Source organism: Pseudomonas sp. MLB6B, assembly GCF_054508135.1.
Map to the genome: position 1 here is coordinate 2,158,183 of NZ_CP199313.1, position 17,438 is coordinate 2,175,620.

The 17,438-nt window shown below is 64.7% G+C and carries 18 protein-coding genes; 8 read left to right on the top strand and 10 right to left on the bottom strand.

Annotated features, from left to right (window positions below; all coding sequences use genetic code 11):
* Positions 1-26: 26 nt before the first annotated feature.
* Positions 27-626, bottom strand: coding sequence for a Yip1 family protein (locus tag ACSMEV_RS09510; RefSeq protein ID WP_459208164.1), 600 nt, complete (start codon positions 624-626; stop codon positions 27-29).
* A gap of 264 nt (positions 627-890) precedes the next feature.
* Here ACSMEV_RS09510 and ttcA point away from each other — a divergent pair, with 264 nt between their 5' ends.
* Together ttcA and ACSMEV_RS09520 are read left to right on the top strand one after the other, a co-directional pair.
* Entirely contained in the window at positions 891-1,715 is an 825-nt protein-coding gene (ttcA, locus tag ACSMEV_RS09515) for a tRNA 2-thiocytidine(32) synthetase TtcA (RefSeq protein WP_296265132.1), read from the top strand.
* Between the two features lies 1 nt (position 1,716).
* Positions 1,717-2,388: a DNA-3-methyladenine glycosylase I gene (locus ACSMEV_RS09520; protein ID WP_459208165.1), complete on the top strand. Its 672-nt coding sequence runs from the start codon at positions 1,717-1,719 to the stop codon at positions 2,386-2,388.
* Positions 2,389-2,421: 33 nt separating this feature from the next.
* Here ACSMEV_RS09520 and ACSMEV_RS09525 read toward each other — a convergent pair whose 3' ends face one another.
* From ACSMEV_RS09525 to arsC, 3 genes are read right to left on the bottom strand one after another with little or no spacing between them, the layout of a single operon-like run.
* Entirely contained in the window at positions 2,422-2,835 is a 414-nt protein-coding gene (locus ACSMEV_RS09525) for a DUF2069 domain-containing protein (protein ID WP_459208166.1), read from the bottom strand.
* Positions 2,819-3,433 (bottom strand): NAD(P)H:quinone oxidoreductase, encoded by a 615-nt coding sequence (wrbA, locus tag ACSMEV_RS09530; protein WP_459208167.1) that lies wholly within the window; start codon positions 3,431-3,433, stop codon positions 2,819-2,821. Before wrbA ends, ACSMEV_RS09525 begins: the two co-directional genes overlap by 17 nt.
* Positions 3,430-3,783 (bottom strand): arsenate reductase (glutaredoxin), encoded by a 354-nt coding sequence (gene arsC, locus ACSMEV_RS09535; RefSeq protein ID WP_459208168.1) that lies wholly within the window; start codon positions 3,781-3,783, stop codon positions 3,430-3,432. Before arsC ends, wrbA begins: the two co-directional genes overlap by 4 nt.
* A gap of 87 nt (positions 3,784-3,870) precedes the next feature.
* Here arsC and ACSMEV_RS09540 point away from each other — a divergent pair, with 87 nt between their 5' ends.
* On the top strand, positions 3,871-4,338 hold the full coding sequence (locus ACSMEV_RS09540) for a TlpA disulfide reductase family protein (RefSeq protein WP_313739534.1): 468 nt from the start codon (positions 3,871-3,873) through the stop codon (positions 4,336-4,338).
* 36 nt (positions 4,339-4,374) lie between these two features.
* On the opposite strand, the gene ACSMEV_RS09545 is transcribed toward ACSMEV_RS09540, so the two are convergent.
* The 4 genes from ACSMEV_RS09545 to ACSMEV_RS09560 form a co-directional block, all read right to left on the bottom strand.
* Positions 4,375-4,779 carry an META domain-containing protein gene (locus ACSMEV_RS09545; RefSeq protein WP_459208169.1) on the bottom strand — a complete coding sequence of 135 codons (405 nt, stop codon included), beginning with the start codon at positions 4,777-4,779 and terminating at the stop codon, positions 4,375-4,377.
* Positions 4,776-5,213 (bottom strand): hypothetical protein, encoded by a 438-nt coding sequence (locus tag ACSMEV_RS09550; protein WP_459208170.1) that lies wholly within the window; start codon positions 5,211-5,213, stop codon positions 4,776-4,778. Before ACSMEV_RS09550 ends, ACSMEV_RS09545 begins: the two co-directional genes overlap by 4 nt.
* A gap of 31 nt (positions 5,214-5,244) precedes the next feature.
* Positions 5,245-6,234 carry a 2-hydroxyacid dehydrogenase gene (locus ACSMEV_RS09555; protein ID WP_459208171.1) on the bottom strand — a complete coding sequence of 330 codons (990 nt, stop codon included), beginning with the start codon at positions 6,232-6,234 and terminating at the stop codon, positions 5,245-5,247.
* A 64-nt stretch (positions 6,235-6,298) separates the two neighbouring features.
* Entirely contained in the window at positions 6,299-9,064 is a 2,766-nt protein-coding gene (locus ACSMEV_RS09560) for a response regulator (RefSeq protein WP_459208172.1), read from the bottom strand.
* 234 nt (positions 9,065-9,298) lie between these two features.
* On the opposite strand from ACSMEV_RS09560, the gene cysM reads away from it, so the two are divergent.
* The 5 genes from cysM (at position 9,299) to ACSMEV_RS09585 (ending at position 15,364) form a co-directional block, all read left to right on the top strand.
* Positions 9,299-10,198: a cysteine synthase CysM gene (gene cysM / locus ACSMEV_RS09565; RefSeq protein ID WP_459208173.1), complete on the top strand. Its 900-nt coding sequence runs from the start codon at positions 9,299-9,301 to the stop codon at positions 10,196-10,198.
* Positions 10,198-11,556 carry a 23S rRNA (uracil(1939)-C(5))-methyltransferase RlmD gene (gene rlmD, locus ACSMEV_RS09570; protein WP_459208174.1) on the top strand — a complete coding sequence of 453 codons (1,359 nt, stop codon included), beginning with the start codon at positions 10,198-10,200 and terminating at the stop codon, positions 11,554-11,556. The genes cysM and rlmD overlap by 1 nt, the downstream gene beginning before the upstream one ends.
* A gap of 98 nt (positions 11,557-11,654) precedes the next feature.
* The gene (gene relA / locus ACSMEV_RS09575; protein WP_459208175.1) at positions 11,655-13,892 is read left to right on the top strand and encodes a GTP diphosphokinase; all 2,238 of its coding nucleotides are present in this window, start codon (positions 11,655-11,657) and stop codon (positions 13,890-13,892) included.
* Positions 13,893-13,961: 69 nt separating this feature from the next.
* Positions 13,962-14,795, top strand: a complete 834-nt coding sequence (gene mazG / locus ACSMEV_RS09580) for a nucleoside triphosphate pyrophosphohydrolase (RefSeq protein WP_459208176.1) — start codon at positions 13,962-13,964, stop codon at positions 14,793-14,795.
* Positions 14,796-14,821: 26 nt separating this feature from the next.
* Positions 14,822-15,364 carry a DUF2058 domain-containing protein gene (locus ACSMEV_RS09585; protein WP_459208177.1) on the top strand — a complete coding sequence of 181 codons (543 nt, stop codon included), beginning with the start codon at positions 14,822-14,824 and terminating at the stop codon, positions 15,362-15,364.
* 101 nt (positions 15,365-15,465) lie between these two features.
* Here ACSMEV_RS09585 and ACSMEV_RS09590 read toward each other — a convergent pair whose 3' ends face one another.
* Both ACSMEV_RS09590 and ACSMEV_RS09595 read right to left on the bottom strand, forming a co-directional pair.
* On the bottom strand, positions 15,466-15,651 hold the full coding sequence (locus ACSMEV_RS09590) for a hypothetical protein (RefSeq protein WP_413046584.1): 186 nt from the start codon (positions 15,649-15,651) through the stop codon (positions 15,466-15,468).
* A gap of 184 nt (positions 15,652-15,835) precedes the next feature.
* Positions 15,836-17,209: a TolC family outer membrane protein gene (locus ACSMEV_RS09595; protein ID WP_459208178.1), complete on the bottom strand. Its 1,374-nt coding sequence runs from the start codon at positions 17,207-17,209 to the stop codon at positions 15,836-15,838.
* Positions 17,210-17,438 lie beyond the last annotated feature (229 nt).

Below are 17,438 nucleotides of genomic sequence, written 5' to 3' on the forward strand. Positions count from 1 at the left end.
CCAGATCGGCTCGCTGGCCCTGTCGGTCAGCCGGCGAACGTCGGCCCCAACCCCAGCCCCCACAGCGTCACGGCCACCGCCATGATCGCCACCAGCACCACCAGGCCGACCGCCAGCACGGAGCTGGAAAACAGAAAGCCCTCATCGGGCGGTATGTCCATGAAGGTCGGCGAGCCGACATATAGCAGAAAGACGGTGTAGGACACTGCCGCGACCAGCGTCAGCAGACCCAGCCAAAGGTGCGGGTAGAGCGCCGCCAGACCACCGATGAACAATGGCGTGGCCGTGTAGGTGGCGAAAGCGATGCACTGTGCGAGCGAAGGCGTAGCGTCGTAGGTGCGCGCCATCCAATGCACGAACGCGCCCACGGCGACGACGCCGAGCAGCAGCGCCAAGTAAGTGAGCACGCTCAGGCTCGCCGCGCTCGACGGCGTCAGCAGCACGGGCATGCCGCTAGCGGGGCGCCAGCCGACCTGGGTCGTGCCGATGAACGCCGATACGGCAGGAATGGCGGCCAGCAAGAGGGTGTGGGTAAGGTGCGTGTGGCTGCTGGAAGTCCCTTCGCCACGAATCTGCCGCCACTCCTTGTCAGGGCGAATGAACAGACCCAGCACGTGCTGCATCATGGCGTGGTTCCTCTGCGCGCAGGTGGGCAGCGCTTGCGGTCACGGGCGCATGCCGCCCGGCCAGGTACCTTCAGGGGTGCGGTAGGGTGGCCGTGATTGCCAGTATAGATGTGCGGCGGCCACGGCAAGGGCGGCGTATAGAGCGAAAGGCGCTATCGACGCGCAACCTGATTCGCTCGCGGTCTTTGTCGGATGGGCCTACGCCGCCGCTACCTTTGCGGTTAAACTAGCCGGCTTTTGTCACACCTCGCGGATTCAATCGCCATGGGCACCCTCTCGGTCAACCAGAACAAACTGCAAAAACGCCTGCGCCGCCTCGCCGGCGAAGCCATCGCCGACTTCAACATGATCGAAGAGGGCGACAAGGTCATGGTCTGCCTGTCGGGCGGCAAGGACAGCTACACCATGCTCGACGTCCTGCTGCACCTGCAAAAGGTGGCCCCGATCAGCTTCCAGATCGTCGCGGTGAACATGGACCAGAAGCAGCCCGGCTTCCCCGAGCACGTGCTGCCGGCCTACCTGGAAGCACTGGGCGTCGAGTACCACATCGTCGAGAAGGACACCTACTCGGTGGTCAAGGAGCTGGTGCCCGAAGGCAAGACCACCTGCTCGCTGTGCTCGCGCCTGCGCCGCGGCACCCTGTACACCTTCGCCGACCAGATCGGCGCGACCAAGATGGCCCTGGGGCACCACCGCGACGACATCGTCGAAACCTTCTTCCTCAACATGTTCTTCAATGGTGCCCTCAAAGGCATGCCGCCCAAGCTGCGCGCCGACGACGGCCGCAACGTGGTGATCCGCCCGCTGGCCTACTGCAACGAAAAGGACATCCAGGCCTATTCGGACATGAAGCAGTTCCCGATCATCCCGTGCAACCTGTGCGGTTCCCAGGAGAACCTGCAGCGCCAGGTGGTCAAGGACATGCTGGTGGAGTGGGAGCGCAAGCATCCCGGCCGCACCGAAAGCATCTTCCGCGCCCTGCAGAACGTCGCGCCGTCGCAGTTGGCCGACCGCAACCTGTTCGACTTCGTCAGCCTGAGCATCGACGACACCGCCACGCCACGCTTCCTCGAACTGGTCAACCTCTGACATGCGCGATTACCAGTGGCTGCACGAGTTCTGCCTGAACCGCTTCGGCTCGGTGAAAGCCTTCGAAGCGTCCCTGCCCAAGCCGCGTACGGACGCGCAGTTGCGTGCCACACCGGCGGACCGTTACCTCTCTACCCTGGCCTTGCGCGTCTTCCGCGCCGGGCTCAAGCACAGCCTGGTGGACGCCAAGTGGCCGGCCTTCGAGCAGGTGTTCTTCGGTTTCGATCCGGAGAAGGTGGTGCTGATGGGCGCCGAGCACTTGGAGCGGCTGATGCAGGACACACGCATCATCCGCCACCTGGGCAAGCTCAAGAGCGTGCCGCGCAACGCCCAGATGATCCTCGACGTCGAGCAGACCCACGGCAGCTTCGGTGATTTCATCGCCGACTGGCCGGTGACCGACATCGTCGGGCTGTGGAAATACCTAATCAAAAACGGCAACCAGCTCGGCGGGCTGTCGGCGCCACGCTTCCTGCGCATGGTCGGCAAGGACACCTTCGTGGCCTCGGACGACGTGTCGGCGGCCCTGATCGCGCAGAAAATCGTCGATAAGCGCCCTACCAGCCAGCGCGACCAGGCCGCTGTGCAGGCAGCGTTCAACCAATGGCACGCAGAGAGCGGACGGCCCCTGTGCCAGCTATCGGTGATGCTGGCGCACACCGTCAATCATTGAGGCGGTCGGGGCGGCACCGTCGCCCCATGACACTCAGCCGCCTTTGCCCGCCAAGCGCCGCTCCAACTGATACTTCCAGCGCACATACAGCAGCGCCGCCAGAAACAGTCCCAGGCTCAGCCCGACCTCCATCGCCCCCAGCACGACTCGCGCCGGATCGAACGCCGCCAGCACCCCCTTGATGAAGTACAGGTTGACCACGAAGCAGGTCCAGGCGTGGGCGCGCGCGCTACCCAGCAGCATGCCGGGCAGCAACAGCAGCAACGGCAGCAGTTCGATAGCCAGGATCACGCCGGTGCGCGCACCGTGCAGATTGGCGAAGAACAACGTGTTGAGGCCCAGCAGGGCGATCAGGCCAAGGAAGCAGGCCAGGCTCGCCACGCGGGTGACCGCCACCCGCGGCGCGAGCCAGGCGTGCGCGGGCAGGGCTTTAGGCGTTCTGGCCACGGCTCGGCTCCAGGGCCTTGGCGGTTGCGCCGATGCGCTGGCCGAGTGCGCGGCACAGGCTGATCTCGTGGGTGTCCAGCTCGCGCTTGCCGTCGGCACCGGCATGGTGGCTGGCGCCGTACGGCGTGCCGCCACCGCGGGTATCGATCAGCGCCGACTCGCTGTAGGGCAGGCCCATCACCAGCATGCCGTGGTGCAGCAAGGGCAAGAGCATCGACAGCAAGGTGGTTTCCTGACCACCGTGCAAGCTGGCGGTGGACGTGAACACCGCGGCCGGTTTGCCGACCAGCTCCCCACCCAGCCACAGGCTGCTGGTGCCGTCGAGGAAATACTTCAGAGGCGCGGCCATGTTGCCGAAGCGGGTAGGGCTACCGAGGATCAGACCGGCGCAGTGGCGCAGATCGTCGAGGGTAGCGTAGGGCGCGCCGTTGGCGGGAATGTCGGGCGCCACCGCCTCGCACTCGGTCGACACCGCCGGCACCGTGCGCAGGCGCGCTTCCAGGCCGCTCAGTTCAACGCCGCGGGCGATGTGCCGGGCCATTTCGCTGGTCGCGCCATGACGGCTGTAGTACAGCACCAGAATGTAAGGCGTGCTCATGGCAGGATCTCCAGGACGTTTTCCGGTGGTCGGCCGATCATGGCTTTGTCGCCGGCGACCAGAATGGGGCGTTCGATGAGGATGGGTTGCTCGACCATCGCAGCGATGAGTTGCTCGTCGGTCAGCGCGGGGTCGGCAAGGCCCAGGGCCTGGTAGGCGTCCTCGCCCGTGCGCAGCAACTGGCGAGCGCCGAGGCCGAGGCGGGCCAGCAACGTGCGCAGCGTGGCGGCGTCGGGCGGCGTTTCCAGGTAGCGCACTACGGTCGGCGCAAGGCCCCGGGCTTCGAGCAGCGCGAGGGCGCTGCGGGATTTCGAACAGCGGGGGTTATGATAGAGCGTCAGTTCAGTCATGACGGGGACCACAGGCAGCTGGAAATGCCGGCTAGTCTAACCGCTCATGCTGACCCACAGGCTGTTAACTTCGAGAAGGATTGACCCATGGCAAGGCGTTTGGCAGTGGCACTGGCCATCACCGCGAGCCTGTTGCTCGCCGGTTGCGGTGCGGACTATGGCGTGGACCAGAACGGCAAGACGGTGAAGACCGAACAACTCGACGGCCACTGGCTGGTGCTCAACTACTGGGCCGAATGGTGCGGGCCGTGTCGCACCGAGGTGCCCGAGCTCAATGCCGCCGCCAAGCAGTGGCAGGCGCAGAACGTCAAGGTGGTCGGGGTGAACTTCGACGGCCTGCAAGGGGCCGATCTGAAGGAGGCGGTGAACGCGCTGGGCATCGAGTTCACCGTACTGGCGCAGGACCCGGCCGAACGCTACGAGCTGCCCCGCAGCGAGGCCTTGCCGGTCACCTACATCATCGACGACAAGGGCAAGGTGCGCGAGCAGCTGCTCGGCGAGCAGACCCTCGAAGGCTTGCAAGACAAGCTCAAGGCGCTCAAGGGCGGCGCCTGAGCCCGCGTCCCCAGTGACGGCGCCCACGCGGCGCCGTCAGCCTTCCTCAGGCCAGAAGCGCAAGGCCTTGCCATCGTCCAGCCAGAAACGCACCTGCCCCTCACTCGACGTATCCCAGCGCTGCACTCGCTCCAGCGCCTTGAGAAAGCGCCCTTCCTGTTCCATCAGCGCCGGTGCGCACAGCTTGCGCGTGCTGCCCACCGGACCGAAGTGCAGTGCCTCGCCTTGCAAGGTATAGGGCGCGAACCAGTGGTTGCAGCCGGCATTGCCATACGCCCGGCCATCGCCACCCAGGGTCAGGCTGAGGTGGCTGTAATCCATGAGCGGGCGTTCGCCGATCCATTCCAGGGTATAGGCCTGGTCCTGTTGCAGCGGGGTGGGCGCGCTGGCGCAGCCGACCAGCGTTGCTGCCATCAACGCAACGGCCGCCAACGCTTTCACGACGCGCTCGCCTGGCAGCGTGGGCAGAGGTGACGCTCGCCTTGATTGCTCCAACCCAGCTCTTCGAGACGTGCATTGGCCGCTGGCTGACGCGCCGTGTTGCCCAGGGAGGAATCCACCGCGAACTCGAGGTTCAACGAAGTCTGGCAGCCGTCGCACTCGACCTGCCAGGTCAGAATCTCCAACTCCTTGAACGCCGGGCCATTGGCTGTGGCCACCCACTGCCCCTGCGGGTTGATCAGGTGGCGCACGGTCTGCACCGTCAGGCGCATGGACAGGGTCTTGCTGCCTTTGAGGCTGACCAGCAGGACATCGTCCTTTCTGATCGAACCGCCATTGCCGGTGACCTGGTAACGGCCCGGCACCAGTGCGCGGCACTCGATCAGGGTGTGTTGCGGGTTGAAAAGGGTGTAGCGGAAATCGTGCTCGACCATGGGTCCTCCAGAAATGCGGCGTATCCTAGCATCAACCCTCGACCAGATTCTGCGGATTGCCTGCCGCCCAGCCGATGATGTTGGCCAGGGTGGTGCCGGCGATGGCGTCCAGCGCTTCACGGGTGAGGAACGCCTGATGGGCGGTGACGATCACGTTGGGGAAGGTCAGCAGGCGTGCCAGCACATCGTCCTGCAAGGGGTGGTCGGAGCGGTCCTGGAAGAACAGCTGCGCTTCTTCTTCGTAGACGTCCAGCCCCAGGTAGCCCAAATGGCCGCTTTTCAGCGCCTCGATCAGTGCTGGGGTGTCGACCAGCGCGCCGCGGCCGGTGTTGATCAGCATGGCGCCGCGCTGCATCTGCGCCAGGGTACGGGCATCGATCAGGTGATGGCTGTCGGCGGTCAGCGGGCAGTGCAGGCTGACGATGCGCGACTCGCGCAGCAGCGCGTCCAGCGGCAGGTAGCGGGCGCCCAGGGCCAGCAGGCGTGGATTGGGGTAGGGGTCGTGGGCGAGTATCTGGCAGCCGAAGCCGGCCATGATGCGCGCGAAGGCCTCGCCGATCTGGCCGGTGCCGATCACCCCGACGGTCTTGCCGTGCAGGTCGAAGCCGGTCAGTCCGTGCAAGGTGAAGTCGCCTTCGCGGGTACGGTTGTAGGCACGGTGCAGGCGCCGGTTCAGGGCCAGCACCAGGGCCACCGCATGCTCGGCCACGGCGTGCGGCGAGTAGGCGGGCACGCGCACCACACTCAAGCCCAGGCGCTCGGCGGCTGCCAGGTCGACATGGTTGTAGCCGGCCGAGCGCAAGGCGATCAGCCGGGTGCCGCCCACAGCCAGTCGTTCGAGCACGGCGGCGTCGAGTTCGTCGTTGATGAACCCGCACACCACCTCGAACCCATGCGCCAGCGCAGCGGTATCGAGCGTCAGGCGAGTGGATTGGTAATGCAGATCCAGGGACAGCCCGGTGCCGGCGCGGGCGAAGCTTTCCTGGTCGTAATGCTGGCTACTGAACAACAGCACGCGCATGGGCGGCGCTCCTTGTGGCAGGGACAGGCCGGCGATGCGCAGGCCTCTCGGAAAGGTGAGCGGTTCAGGCGTCCAGATGCGCCTGGGTCGCGAGACGACCGATGGCCCGGTCCAGCTCGTCGAGGGCCTGCATCATCTGCGGGTGTTCCTGCTTGAGCAGGGTTTCGCTGCGCTGGCAGGCCGCGCGCAGCTGTGGCACGCCGCAATAGCGCGTGGCGCCGTTCAAGCGGTGCACACGCTCGATCATCGCCTGCCGATCGCCACTTTCACGGGCCTGGCGGATGGCTTCGCGGTCGCCTTCGAGCGAGGCCAGGAGCATGGCCAGCATGTCCGCCGCCAGGTCCGGCTTGCCGGCTGCGAGGCGCAGGCCCTCCTGGGGGTCGAGCACTTTCAGTTCGAGGTTGTCGGGAATGCGCTCCTGGGCGCGCTCGGGGGGCGGGGTGTCGAGGCTCAGGCCGGTCCATTTAAGCACCACCTGGGCCAACTGCCGTTCGCTGATGGGTTTGGTGAGGTAGTCGTCCATGCCGCTGTGCAGCAGCGCGCGCTTTTCGTTGGCCATGGCATGGGCGGTCAGGGCCACCACCGGCAAGGGCGGCTGGCCCAGGTCGGCCTCGCGGCGGCGGATCCGTTCGGTGCAGGCCGGGCCGTCCATGCCGGGCATCTGCACGTCCATCAACACCAGGTCGAAATGCTCTTCGTCGATGGCGCTCAAGGCCGCCTGGCCGTTGTCCACGGCCACCACCATGGCGCCCATGTCTTCGAGCAGGGTCTGCACCAGCAGCAGGTTGGCCGGGTTGTCGTCGACGCACAGGATGCGCGGCAGTCGCTGCCCGGTCAGGGGTTGCGAGGCCGGCCGCTGCTGATGCCGGGGTTGCACCAGGTCCAGCAGCACCCGGCGCAGCTTGCGCGTGCAGGCCGGCTTGGACAGCAGCTGGCCGTGGCCCTCGCTCAGGTGCGACTGGTACAAGCCCTGCTCGGTGGTGGGGCAGAACACCAGGCACTGGCAGCCGTGGCGCTCCAGCTGGTCGTTGATCAGGCCCAGTTGCTCGGGCGCCAAGCTGGCCAGGTTGATGCCGAGCACGGCGAACTCGAACGGCTTGCCGGCCAAGGCGGCCGCTTCGACGGCCTGGGTCAGGTGCTCGAAACTGCCGAACTGGGTCACGCTCAGGCCACAGTCCTGCAATTGATGCTCCAGCGCCTGACACGCCAGTTCATGGCTTTCGACGATCGCCACGCGCCGCCCCAGCAGGGCCTGCAAGGGCGCCTGGTCGATGTCATCGTGGGCCTTGGGCAGGGTCAGGGTGATCCAGAACTGCGAACCTTCGCCAGGCGTGCTGTCGACGCCGATCTCGCCGCCCATCTGCTCGATCAGGCGCTTGGAGATCACCAGGCCCAAGCCGGTGCCGCCAGGTTCGCGCGACAGTGAATTGTCGGCCTGGCTGAAGGCCTGGAACAGCGTGCGCACGTCGGCCGGGGTCAGGCCGATGCCGGTGTCGCGCACACTGATGCGCAGCTGCACGTTGTCTTCCTGTTCGTCTTCGAGCATGGCGCGGACCGCGATGGTGCCCTCGCGGGTGAACTTGATCGCGTTGCTCACCAGGTTGGTGAGGATCTGCTTGAGCCGCAGCGGGTCGCCGACCAGCGATAGCGGGGTATCGCGGTAGACCAGGCTGACCAGTTCGAGCTGCTTGGCGTGGGCCGCGGGCGCAAGGATGGTTAAGGTGTCCTGGATAAGATCGCGCAGGTTGAAGGGAATGCTGTCGAGCACCAGCTTGCCGGCTTCGATTTTGGAGAAGTCGAGGATCTCGTTGATGATGCCCAGCAAGTTGCCGGCCGACTTCTCGATGGTGCCAAGGTAGTCCTGCTGGCGCGGGCTGAGTTCGCCCTTCTGCAACAGGTGGGTGAAGCCCAGGATGCCGTTCAGCGGGGTGCGGATTTCGTGGCTCATGTTGGCCAGGAATTCGGACTTGATGCGGCTGGCCTCCAGGGCCTCCTTGCGCGCCATGTCCAGCTCTATGTTCTGGATCTCGATGGTTTCCAGGTTCTGCCGGACGTCTTCGGTGGCCTGATCGACGTTGTTCTGCAGCTCTTCGTGGGCGCTGTGCAGGGTCTGCGCCATGCGGTTGATGCCGGCGGCCAGCTCGTCCAGCTCGTGGCTGCCCATGGCCGGCAGCCGTTCTTCGAGGTTGCCGTCCTTGAGCTGGTTGACGGCGTCCTTGATGCGCTCCAGCGGCTGGTTGATGGCGCGGCTCATGCGCATCGCCAGCAGTACCGTCAGGCTCAGGCAGGCGAAGATCAGCAACATGCTGGTGAACAGGTTGCGGTAACCGCGCAGCAGGGTGCCGTCGTGGGACAGCTCCACCTCGACCCAGCCCAGAAGGCGCTCGGCCTCGGCTGGCACCGCGTCGGTGACCAGGTCGCGGTGGTGGCCGAACACCGGCATCAGGTAGCGGGTGGCATCCTTGCCGCTGCGATCGAGCAGCTGAGTACCGCTGCCGCCGCTGGGCGGCGGGTTGATCATGCTCGGGCCGGCGTGGGCCAGGCGCGTGCGGTCCGGGGCGAGAAAGGCTACGGCGCGCACGTCGACCTGCTCCAGCGCCTCGGCGGCGATGCGCTCGAGCTGGGCGCGCGCCTGGGTGTGCCTCGCCAGGGCCGGTGCGGCGAGCGGCGCCAGTTGCTCGGACACCAGCTTGCCGCGTTGCAGCAACTGCGTGCGCAGTTCGGCCTGCTGTTGCCAGTTGAAGTAGATGCCCAGGACCAGCGCCATCAGGCTGGCGGGGAGCAAGGCGAGGATAAGGACGCGGCTTCGTATTCCCAGACGATCGAGCACATTGTTCTCCTGTATGTGCCAGCGCAAGCAACGCGCTGCGAGCGCAAAGGTACTCCCGCTGGCCGAGGCTTGCACTGATTTGTGCCAGGGCCATGGGAAAGGCGGCAGGCGCGAACGAAACCCCACCGTGCGCATATAGCCAGCTGCTATAACCTCCAACCATTGCGAGATATGGCCTTGGCAGCTTTGCCGGTATGATAGGCGCCCCCTGTCGCCCGGAATGCGAAATACGCCATGACCTCGCAGTACCCAACCATCGCCGATTGCGTCGGCAATACGCCCCTGGTTCGTTTGCAGCGTCTGGGCGGCGATACCAGCAATACGCTGCTGCTCAAGCTCGAGGGCAACAACCCGGCAGGCTCGGTCAAGGACCGGCCGGCGTTGTCGATGATCGCCCGCGCCGAACAGCGCGGTCTGATCAAACCGGGCGACACCCTGATCGAAGCGACGTCGGGCAACACCGGCATCGCGCTGGCCATGGCTGCCGCGATCAAGGGCTACAAGATGATCCTGATCATGCCCGACAACTCCACTAACGAGCGCAAGGCGGCCATGACCGCCTACGGTGCCGAGTTGCTGCTGGTGACCAAGGAAGAGGGCATGGAAGGCGCCCGGGATCTCGCCGAAAGGCTCCAGGCCCAGGGCCGTGGCCGTGTGCTGGACCAGTTCGGCAATGGCGACAACCCCATCGCCCATTACCACGGCACCGGCCCGGAAATCTGGCAGCAGACCCACGGCAGCGTGACCCACTTCATCAGCTCCATGGGCACCACCGGCACCATCATGGGTTGCTCGCAGTACCTCAAGGAGCAGAACCCGGCCGTGCAGATCGTTGGCCTGCAACCCATGGACGGCTCGTCCATCCCTGGCATCCGCCGTTGGCCCGAGGCCTATCTGCCGACCATCTTCGATGCCAGCCGCGTCGACCAGGTACTGGACATGTCCCAGGAAGAAGCCGAGCAGACCATGCTGCGCCTTGCCCGCGAAGAGGGCATTTTCTGTGGCGTGTCCTCCGGTGGTGCGGTGGCGGGCATGTTGCGCCTGTCGCGCGAGCTGGAAAACGCGGTACTGGTGGCGATCATCTGCGACCGCGGTGACCGCTACCTGTCCACCGGCCTGTTCGACGCGCCGTGATGTCGAAGAAGAAAAGCAGCGGCGGCCTGCGCTTCCAGCCCACCGGGGGCGAGCGCGCCACGCAAGTGCCCGTGGGCAAGAAGCAGCGCCTGGACATCCAGCGCTTGGCCGGTGACGGTCGCGGCATCGCCTTCCATGAAGGGCGCACCTGGTTCGTCAGCGGCGCCCTGGCCGGCGAAAGCGTCGAAGCGCGGGTGCTCAACGCGCGCGGCAAAGTGGTCGAGGCCCGCCTGGAGCGGCTGTTCGAGGCCAGTGCCGAGCGCCGCGAAGCGCCATGCCGGCATTTCGATCGGTGCGGCGGCTGCAATTTGCAGCACCTGCCCCATGCCGCGCAATTGGCCCTCAAACAGCGCACCCTGGCCGAGCAGCTGCAACGCGTGGCGGGCCTGCAACCCGAGACTTGGGCCGAACCGCTGGCGGGACCGGAATTCGGCTACCGCCGTCGTGCCCGCGTGGCCGTGCGCTGGGATGCCAAGGCGCGCGAACTGCACGTAGGTTTTCGCGCCGAAGCTAGCCAAGACATCGTCGCCATCGAAGAATGCAGCGTGCTGGTACAGCCTTTGCAGTCGATCCTGCGCCATTTGCCGACCGTGCTGCGCAGCCTGAGCCGGCCGCAGGCGCTGGGCCATGTGGAGTTGTTCAGCGGCACGGCCGAGGCGGTGCTGGTGCGCCACGTCGCACCGTTGCCCGACGAAGACGTGCAGCGTCTGCAGGCGTTTTGCCTGGAGGCCGGGGCGCAACTGTGGTTGCAGGGCGAGGGCGAACCTGTGCCATGGGTGGCCGATACCCGTCTGGGCTTCAGCCTGGAACCCTGGCGGTTGCAGCTGGCCTGGCGCCCGGGCGATTTCGTGCAGGTCAACGCCGCGGTCAACACGGCGATGGTCGCCCAGGCCCTGGACTGGCTCGCACCGCAGGCGCACGAGCGGGTGCTCGACCTGTTCTGTGGCCTGGGCAACTTCGCCCTGCCGCTGGCGCGCGTGGCGCGTGAGGTGGTCGCAGTCGAGGGCGTACAGGCGATGGTCGAGCGTGCAGCGGCCAATGCGCGTCACAACGAAGTGCATAATGCAGCGTTTTTTCAGGCCGATTTAACCCAGCCTTTGGCCGGCGCCGAGTGGGCAGCCGAGGGCTTTTCTGCGGTACTCTTGGACCCACCGCGCGACGGTGCCTACGAGGTTGTGCAACACATCGCACAGCTCAAGGCGAAACGGTTGGTTTACGTCTCTTGCAATCCAGCCACCCTCGCGCGCGATGCTCAGGTGCTGGTCAACCAGGGGTACCGGTTAACGAGAGCCGGGATTCTCGACATGTTTCCTCAGACGGCGCATGTCGAAGCCATGGCGTTATTCGAAGCGGGCTAGCCAGTCTGGCCCCTCGGCGTGTCGTCCAGGGAATGGACGGCGCGCAGGTGATAGCCAGCGCGCCCGTGCGGCGCGCTGTATGGAAAGGTAGAACACAGATGGTACAGGTGAGAGTGCACCAGCCGGTCAACACCGACGGCACTATCAATCTCGAAGGATGGCTGGATCATGTAACCAGCGTCGATGCGGCGCTCGATCGCAATGAGCTGGCCCAGGCCTGCGAATTCGCCCAGACCGTCGAGAAGAACGGCAACCCGGCCAAGCATTCCTGGGCCGATGGCACCTCGAGTTTCCAAGCCGGGCTCGAAATCGCCGAAATCCTTGCCGACCTCAAGCTCGACCAGGACTCGCTGGTCGCGGCGGTCATCTACCGCGCGGTGCGCGAGGGCAAGGTGACCCTGGCCGAAGTCGGCGAACGTTTCGGCCCCGTGGTGGCCAAGCTGATCGACGGCGTGCTGCGCATGGCCGCCATCAGCGCCAGCCTCAGCCCGCGCCAGTCGATGGTGCTCGGCTCGCAGGCGCAGGTCGAGAACCTGCGCAAGATGCTCGTGGCCATGGTCGACGACGTTCGCGTGGCCCTGATCAAGCTGGCCGAGCGCACCTGCGCGATCCGCGCGGTCAAAGCCGCCGACGACGACAAGCGCCTGCGCGTCGCCCGCGAAGTGGCCGACATCTATGCGCCGCTGGCCCACCGCCTGGGCATCGGCCACATCAAGTGGGAACTCGAAGACCTTTCTTTCCGCTACCTCGAACCCGAGCAGTACAAGCAGATCGCCAAGCTGTTGCACGAGCGCCGGCTCGACCGCGAGCGCTTCATCAGCGACGTCATGGGCCAGTTGCAGAACGAGCTGCTGGCCACCGGCGTCAACGCCGACATCAGTGGGCGGGCGAAACACATCTATTCGATCTGGCGCAAGATGCAGCGCAAGGGCCTGGAATTCAGCCAGATCTACGACGTGCGCGCCGTGCGCGTGCTGGTCCCGGAAATCCGCGACTGCTACACCGCGCTGGGCATCGTGCACACCCTCTGGCGGCACATTCCCAAGGAGTTCGACGACTACATCGCCAACCCCAAGGAGAACGGCTACCGCTCGCTGCACACCGCGGTGATCGGCCCAGAGGGCAAAGTGCTGGAAGTGCAGATCCGCACCCACGGCATGCACGAAGAAGCCGAGCTGGGCGTGTGTGCGCACTGGAAGTACAAAGGCACCGACGTCAAAGGCGGCTCCAACCACTACGAAGAGAAGATCTCGTGGCTGCGCCAGGTGCTCGAGTGGCACGAAGAGCTCGGCGACATCGGCGGCCTGGCCGAACAGCTGCGCGTCGACATCGAGCCGGACCGCGTCTACATCTTCACCCCCGACGGCCATGCCATCGATTTGCCCAAGGGCGCGACGCCGCTCGACTTCGCCTACCGCGTACACACCGAAATCGGCCACAACTGCCGCGGCGCCAAGATCAACGGGCGCATCGTGCCGCTCAACTACGTGCTGCAAACCGGCGAGCAGGTCGAGATCATCACCAGCAAGCACGGCAGCCCCAGCCGCGACTGGCTGAACTCCAACCTGGGTTACGTCAACACCTCGCGGGCACGGGCCAAGATCGTCCATTGGTTCAAGTTGCAAGCGCGCGACCAGAACGTGGCGGCCGGCAAGACCCTCATCGAGCGCGAACTGAGCCGGTTGGGCTTGCCCCAAGTGGACTTCGAACGCCTGGCAGAAAAGGCCAACGTCAAGACCGCCGAGGACATGTTCGCCGCGCTCGGCGCCGGCGACCTGCGGCTGGCGCAAATGGTCAACGCGGCTCAGCAATTGCTCGAACCGGACCGCAGCGAGCAGGTCGAGCTGATCACCCGCAAGCCCACCAGCCGCTCCAGCAAGCGCGGCGACGTGCGTATCCAGGGCGTGGGCAACCTGCTGACGCAGATGGCCGGCTGCTGCCAGCCACTGCCAGGCGACGCCATCGTCGGCTACATCACCCAGGGCCGCGGCGTCAGTATCCACCGTCAGGACTGCGCTTCGGTGCTGCAACTGGGTGGCAAGGAGCCGGAGCGCATCATTCAGGTCAGCTGGGGGCCGATTCCGGTGCAGACTTACCCGGTCGACATCGTGGTGCGCGCCTACGACCGACCGGGGCTGCTGCGCGACGTGTCGCAGGTGCTGCTCAACGAGAAGATCAACGTGCTGGCGGTCAACACCCGTTCGAACAAGGACGACAACACCGCGCAGATGTCGCTGACCATCGAGATCCCCGGCCTGGACGCCCTGGGCCGCCTGCTCGGGCGCATCTCGCAGTTGCCCAACATCATCGAGACGCGGCGTAACCGCACGCCCTGAGCCCAGGCGGTCGCTTGCCCGGTCGGCCCTGTGGGCGGCCGGGCAACGCTGCCGTGAAGGAGTAGCGCCATGACCTATACCTTGCCTGACCTCCTGCACCTGATGGCGCGCCTGCGCGACCCGCAGCACGGTTGCCCTTGGGACTTGAAGCAGGACTACGCCAGCATCGTCAAGCACACCTTGGAAGAAGCCTTCGAAGTGGCCGACACCATCGAGCGTGGCGACTTCGAGCATTTGCAGGGCGAGCTGGGCGACCTGTTGTTCCAGGTGGTGTATTACAGCCAGCTGGCGCGTGAAGAAGGCCGTTTCGAGTTCGACGGCGTGGTCGACGGCATCACCCGCAAGCTGATCCGCCGCCACCCCCATGTCTTTCCCACTGGCGAGCTGTATGCGCCGCTGGACACCCCACACCTGAGCGAAGAGCAGGTCAAGTCGCGCTGGGAGGCCATCAAGGCCGAGGAGCGCGCGCAGAAGAGCGTGCCTGAGCAGCTGTCGCTGCTCGACGACGTGCCGGCCGCGCTGCCGGCCCTGTCGCGCGCGGCCAAGTTGCAGAAGCGCGCGGCCACCGTCGGCTTCGATTGGCCGGCGGCCCTGCCGGTGCTCGACAAGGTCCGCGAAGAGCTCGACGAAGTGTTGCAGGCCATGGCCGATGGCGATGCCGACGCGCTGGAAGACGAACTGGGCGATCTGCTGTTCGCCACGGTCAACCTGACGCGCCACCTCAAGCATGACCCTGAACAAGCGCTGCGTCGCGCCAACCGTAAATTCGAACGACGTTTCCGTTTCATCGAGCAGGCATTGCGCGAGCAGGGCCTGCCGATCGAAGATCGCACCCTCGACGAATTGGACGCCCTCTGGGGCGAGGCCAAACGTCAGGAAAAGAACCTGCCCAGCTGCGGCTGAGTCGATGCATAAGTGAGTAGACACCCATGAGCCTTTCCCTTCGCGACCAATTGCTCAAAGCCGGTCTGGTCAACCAGAAACAGGTTTCCCAGACCAACAAGGCCGAGAAAAAACAAAAACGCCTGGTCCACAAAGGCCAAGCCGAAGCCGATGACACCCAGCAGCGCCTGGCCAAAGAGGCCCAGGCGGAAAAGATCAAGCGCGACCAGGAACTCAATCGCGTCCAGCAGGAAAAGGCCGAAGTCAAGGCGCGCGCCGCCCAGGTCAAGCAGTTGATCGAGGCGACCCGCCTGCCCAAGCTGACCACCGAGGATTACTACAACTTCGTCGACGACAAGAAGGTCAAGCGCATCGCGGTCAACGCATTGATGCGCAGCAAGCTGAGCAATGGCTCGCTGGCTGTGGTGTCCCATGGCGGCGGTTACGAGGTGATTCCGCGTGAAGCGGCGGTGAAGATCCAGGAGCGTGATCCGCACCGTATCCTGCTGCTCAACACCCATGTCGAAGAAGCCGACGAGGCGGACGATCCGTACGCGGCGTACAAGATTCCCGACGACCTGATGTGGTGAGGCGCAGCTAGGTCTGGGTCTGGGTTGCCAGGGCAACACGCAATAGGGGTAGGCCGGTGTTCCGGTCTACCCCTATTGCGTTCAGTCATGCGTGTGCAGGGTCAATGCGTTTCGTCGCGCTGACGCTCCTGTTCGGCCAATTCGTTGCGGTACTGCTGGGCCTGCTGTTCGTCGTGGAACATGCCGACCAACTGCCCTTGCTGGTGCACATCCCAGATACGCACGCCGGCAGCCAGACCTTCGTGGGACATTTTCGACTCGTCGCGTTCGGTTACTTGAACTGTCATCGTCATACTCCCCTGTGGGTGGATTGCGACATTGTGTCGCACACCCCAGTTATAGGGTCCGATAGCAGCCTAAGTAAATAAACGCGCGATTAAACATCTTTCATGCAACCGCTCTGGCTCGGCTTGTGTCGCCACGCTGCTTCAGCAAAAGCGGGGCGACTGTACAAGGCTGGCAGGTGAGGTATCAGCGCATGTCAGGCAGACGCGCCTGGTTGCGCACTTCGGTCTTGGCGATGGCCTCAGGGGGCAGCACGATCCGCTGTTTGCTCAACAACTCGCCCATGTTCGCCAGAATCCGGTACATCGAATACTCCTCGGTGTAGCGCACTTCGGTGTAGCGGCGATTGGCGTTGTACAGCTCGTTCTCACTGTCGAGCACATCGAGCAGGGTACGTTGGCCCAGGCCGAACTGGTCCTGGTAGGCCGCGCGCACGCGCTGGGTGGTTTCGGCGTATTCCAGGGCGCTCGGGATCTGCTTGCGGGCGTTGTTCATGGCGTTCCACGACAGGCCCAAGTTCTCGTTGATTTCGCGCAGGGCGTTGTTGCGGATGTCCATGGCCTGGTTGATCTTGTAGGAATCGGACTGCAAGCGGGCCTTGTCGCTACCCCCGCGGAACAAGTTGTAGGTCAGCTCGACCCCGGCCTGCCAGTCGTTGTTGCTGTGGCCGCGCTCGCCGCCCTGGTTGTTGTTGGCGCCGGTGGCCAACACCGCGTCCAGGCGCGGATAGAACGGCGACTTGGCCACTTCGTATTGCTTCTCGGCCGACTCGACGTCCGCCTGCGCCGACTTCAGGTACGGGTTGTTTTCCAGCATGCCTTGACGGGCTTCGTCGAGGGTTTCGGGCACGATGGGTTTTACGGCAGTCGGCGCTTCCAGTTCGTCGGGCTGCACGCCGATGATGCTGAAGAAGTTGACTTCGGCATCCGCCAGATCGACCTCGGCGGTGTCCAGGTTATTTTCGGCGAGGGCGCGACGGGCGTGGGACTGATCGAGGTCGGCGGTGCTGCCGATGCCGCGTTCGCTGCGCAGGCCGATCTGGTCGTTGACGCGCAGGTGCGCTTGCAGGTTGTTCTTGGCCAGGGTCACCAGCTCGCGGCGCTTGAGCACTTCGAGGTAGACCTCGATGGCGCGCAGGGCAACGGTTTCTGCAGTGGCCTGGGTGTAGTAAGCCCGGGAATTGGCCACGGCTTGGGTGCGGCCCACTTCATTGGCGGTATTGAAACCGTCGAACAGCATTTGCCGCAGGCGCAGCTCGGATTGGGTGTAGTTCAGGGTTTCTTTATTGTGGTTGCGTGAACCGTCGGCGTTGAAACCGCGGGTATTGTTGTTGTCGGATCGTTGGCGCCCATATCCCGCCACCAAATCCACTGTGGGGAAGTATCCACCGCGGGCGAACTTCACGTCTTCGTCGGCCGACGAGCGACTATTACGGTATTCGCTGACTTCCGGATGTTTGTCGACCGCACTCTGAACTGCCTCGGTGAGCGACATGGCCTGCACCGACGCGCCTGTGGTGGCGAGCAAAATGGCAATGGTGAGCGGGGCTAAAACGCGCATGGGGTACTTCTCCCTAGATCTCGATTTGTCCAATATTCGCCAGAAAAATGGCGCAAAAAATGAGTGTAACCGTTTCATGTTTGTAACATCACAGCTAAGAACATACGACGCCGGAAATAAGAAGATTTTGGCATAACTATTGTTCCAAAAAAAACTTACACCATTGCGCTAATTCGCGACATTGTTTCTTTCAGTCTGAACGCCAAGTCTCTGTAAAACACGGTTTTCC

What these genes read in the sequence shown, in the direction of transcription:
- ACSMEV_RS09510 (WP_459208164.1), bottom strand. Translation starts at nt 626, where the DNA reads ATGATGCAGCACGTGCTGGGTCTGTTCATTCGCCCTGACAAGGAGTGG.
- ttcA (WP_296265132.1), top strand. Translation starts at nt 891, where the DNA reads ATGGGCACCCTCTCGGTCAACCAGAACAAACTGCAAAAACGCCTGCGC.
- ACSMEV_RS09520 (WP_459208165.1), top strand. Translation starts at nt 1,717, where the DNA reads ATGCGCGATTACCAGTGGCTGCACGAGTTCTGCCTGAACCGCTTCGGC.
- wrbA (WP_459208167.1), bottom strand. Translation starts at nt 3,433, where the DNA reads ATGAGCACGCCTTACATTCTGGTGCTGTACTACAGCCGTCATGGCGCG.
- arsC (WP_459208168.1), bottom strand. Translation starts at nt 3,783, where the DNA reads ATGACTGAACTGACGCTCTATCATAACCCCCGCTGTTCGAAATCCCGC.
- ACSMEV_RS09540 (WP_313739534.1), top strand. Translation starts at nt 3,871, where the DNA reads ATGGCAAGGCGTTTGGCAGTGGCACTGGCCATCACCGCGAGCCTGTTG.
- ACSMEV_RS09550 (WP_459208170.1), bottom strand. Translation starts at nt 5,213, where the DNA reads ATGGTCGAGCACGATTTCCGCTACACCCTTTTCAACCCGCAACACACC.
- ACSMEV_RS09555 (WP_459208171.1), bottom strand. Translation starts at nt 6,234, where the DNA reads ATGCGCGTGCTGTTGTTCAGTAGCCAGCATTACGACCAGGAAAGCTTC.
- cysM (WP_459208173.1), top strand. Translation starts at nt 9,299, where the DNA reads ATGACCTCGCAGTACCCAACCATCGCCGATTGCGTCGGCAATACGCCC.
- rlmD (WP_459208174.1), top strand. Translation starts at nt 10,198, where the DNA reads ATGTCGAAGAAGAAAAGCAGCGGCGGCCTGCGCTTCCAGCCCACCGGG.
- relA (WP_459208175.1), top strand. Translation starts at nt 11,655, where the DNA reads ATGGTACAGGTGAGAGTGCACCAGCCGGTCAACACCGACGGCACTATC.
- mazG (WP_459208176.1), top strand. Translation starts at nt 13,962, where the DNA reads ATGACCTATACCTTGCCTGACCTCCTGCACCTGATGGCGCGCCTGCGC.
- ACSMEV_RS09585 (WP_459208177.1), top strand. Translation starts at nt 14,822, where the DNA reads ATGAGCCTTTCCCTTCGCGACCAATTGCTCAAAGCCGGTCTGGTCAAC.
- ACSMEV_RS09590 (WP_413046584.1), bottom strand. Translation starts at nt 15,651, where the DNA reads ATGACAGTTCAAGTAACCGAACGCGACGAGTCGAAAATGTCCCACGAA.
- ACSMEV_RS09595 (WP_459208178.1), bottom strand. Translation starts at nt 17,209, where the DNA reads ATGCGCGTTTTAGCCCCGCTCACCATTGCCATTTTGCTCGCCACCACA.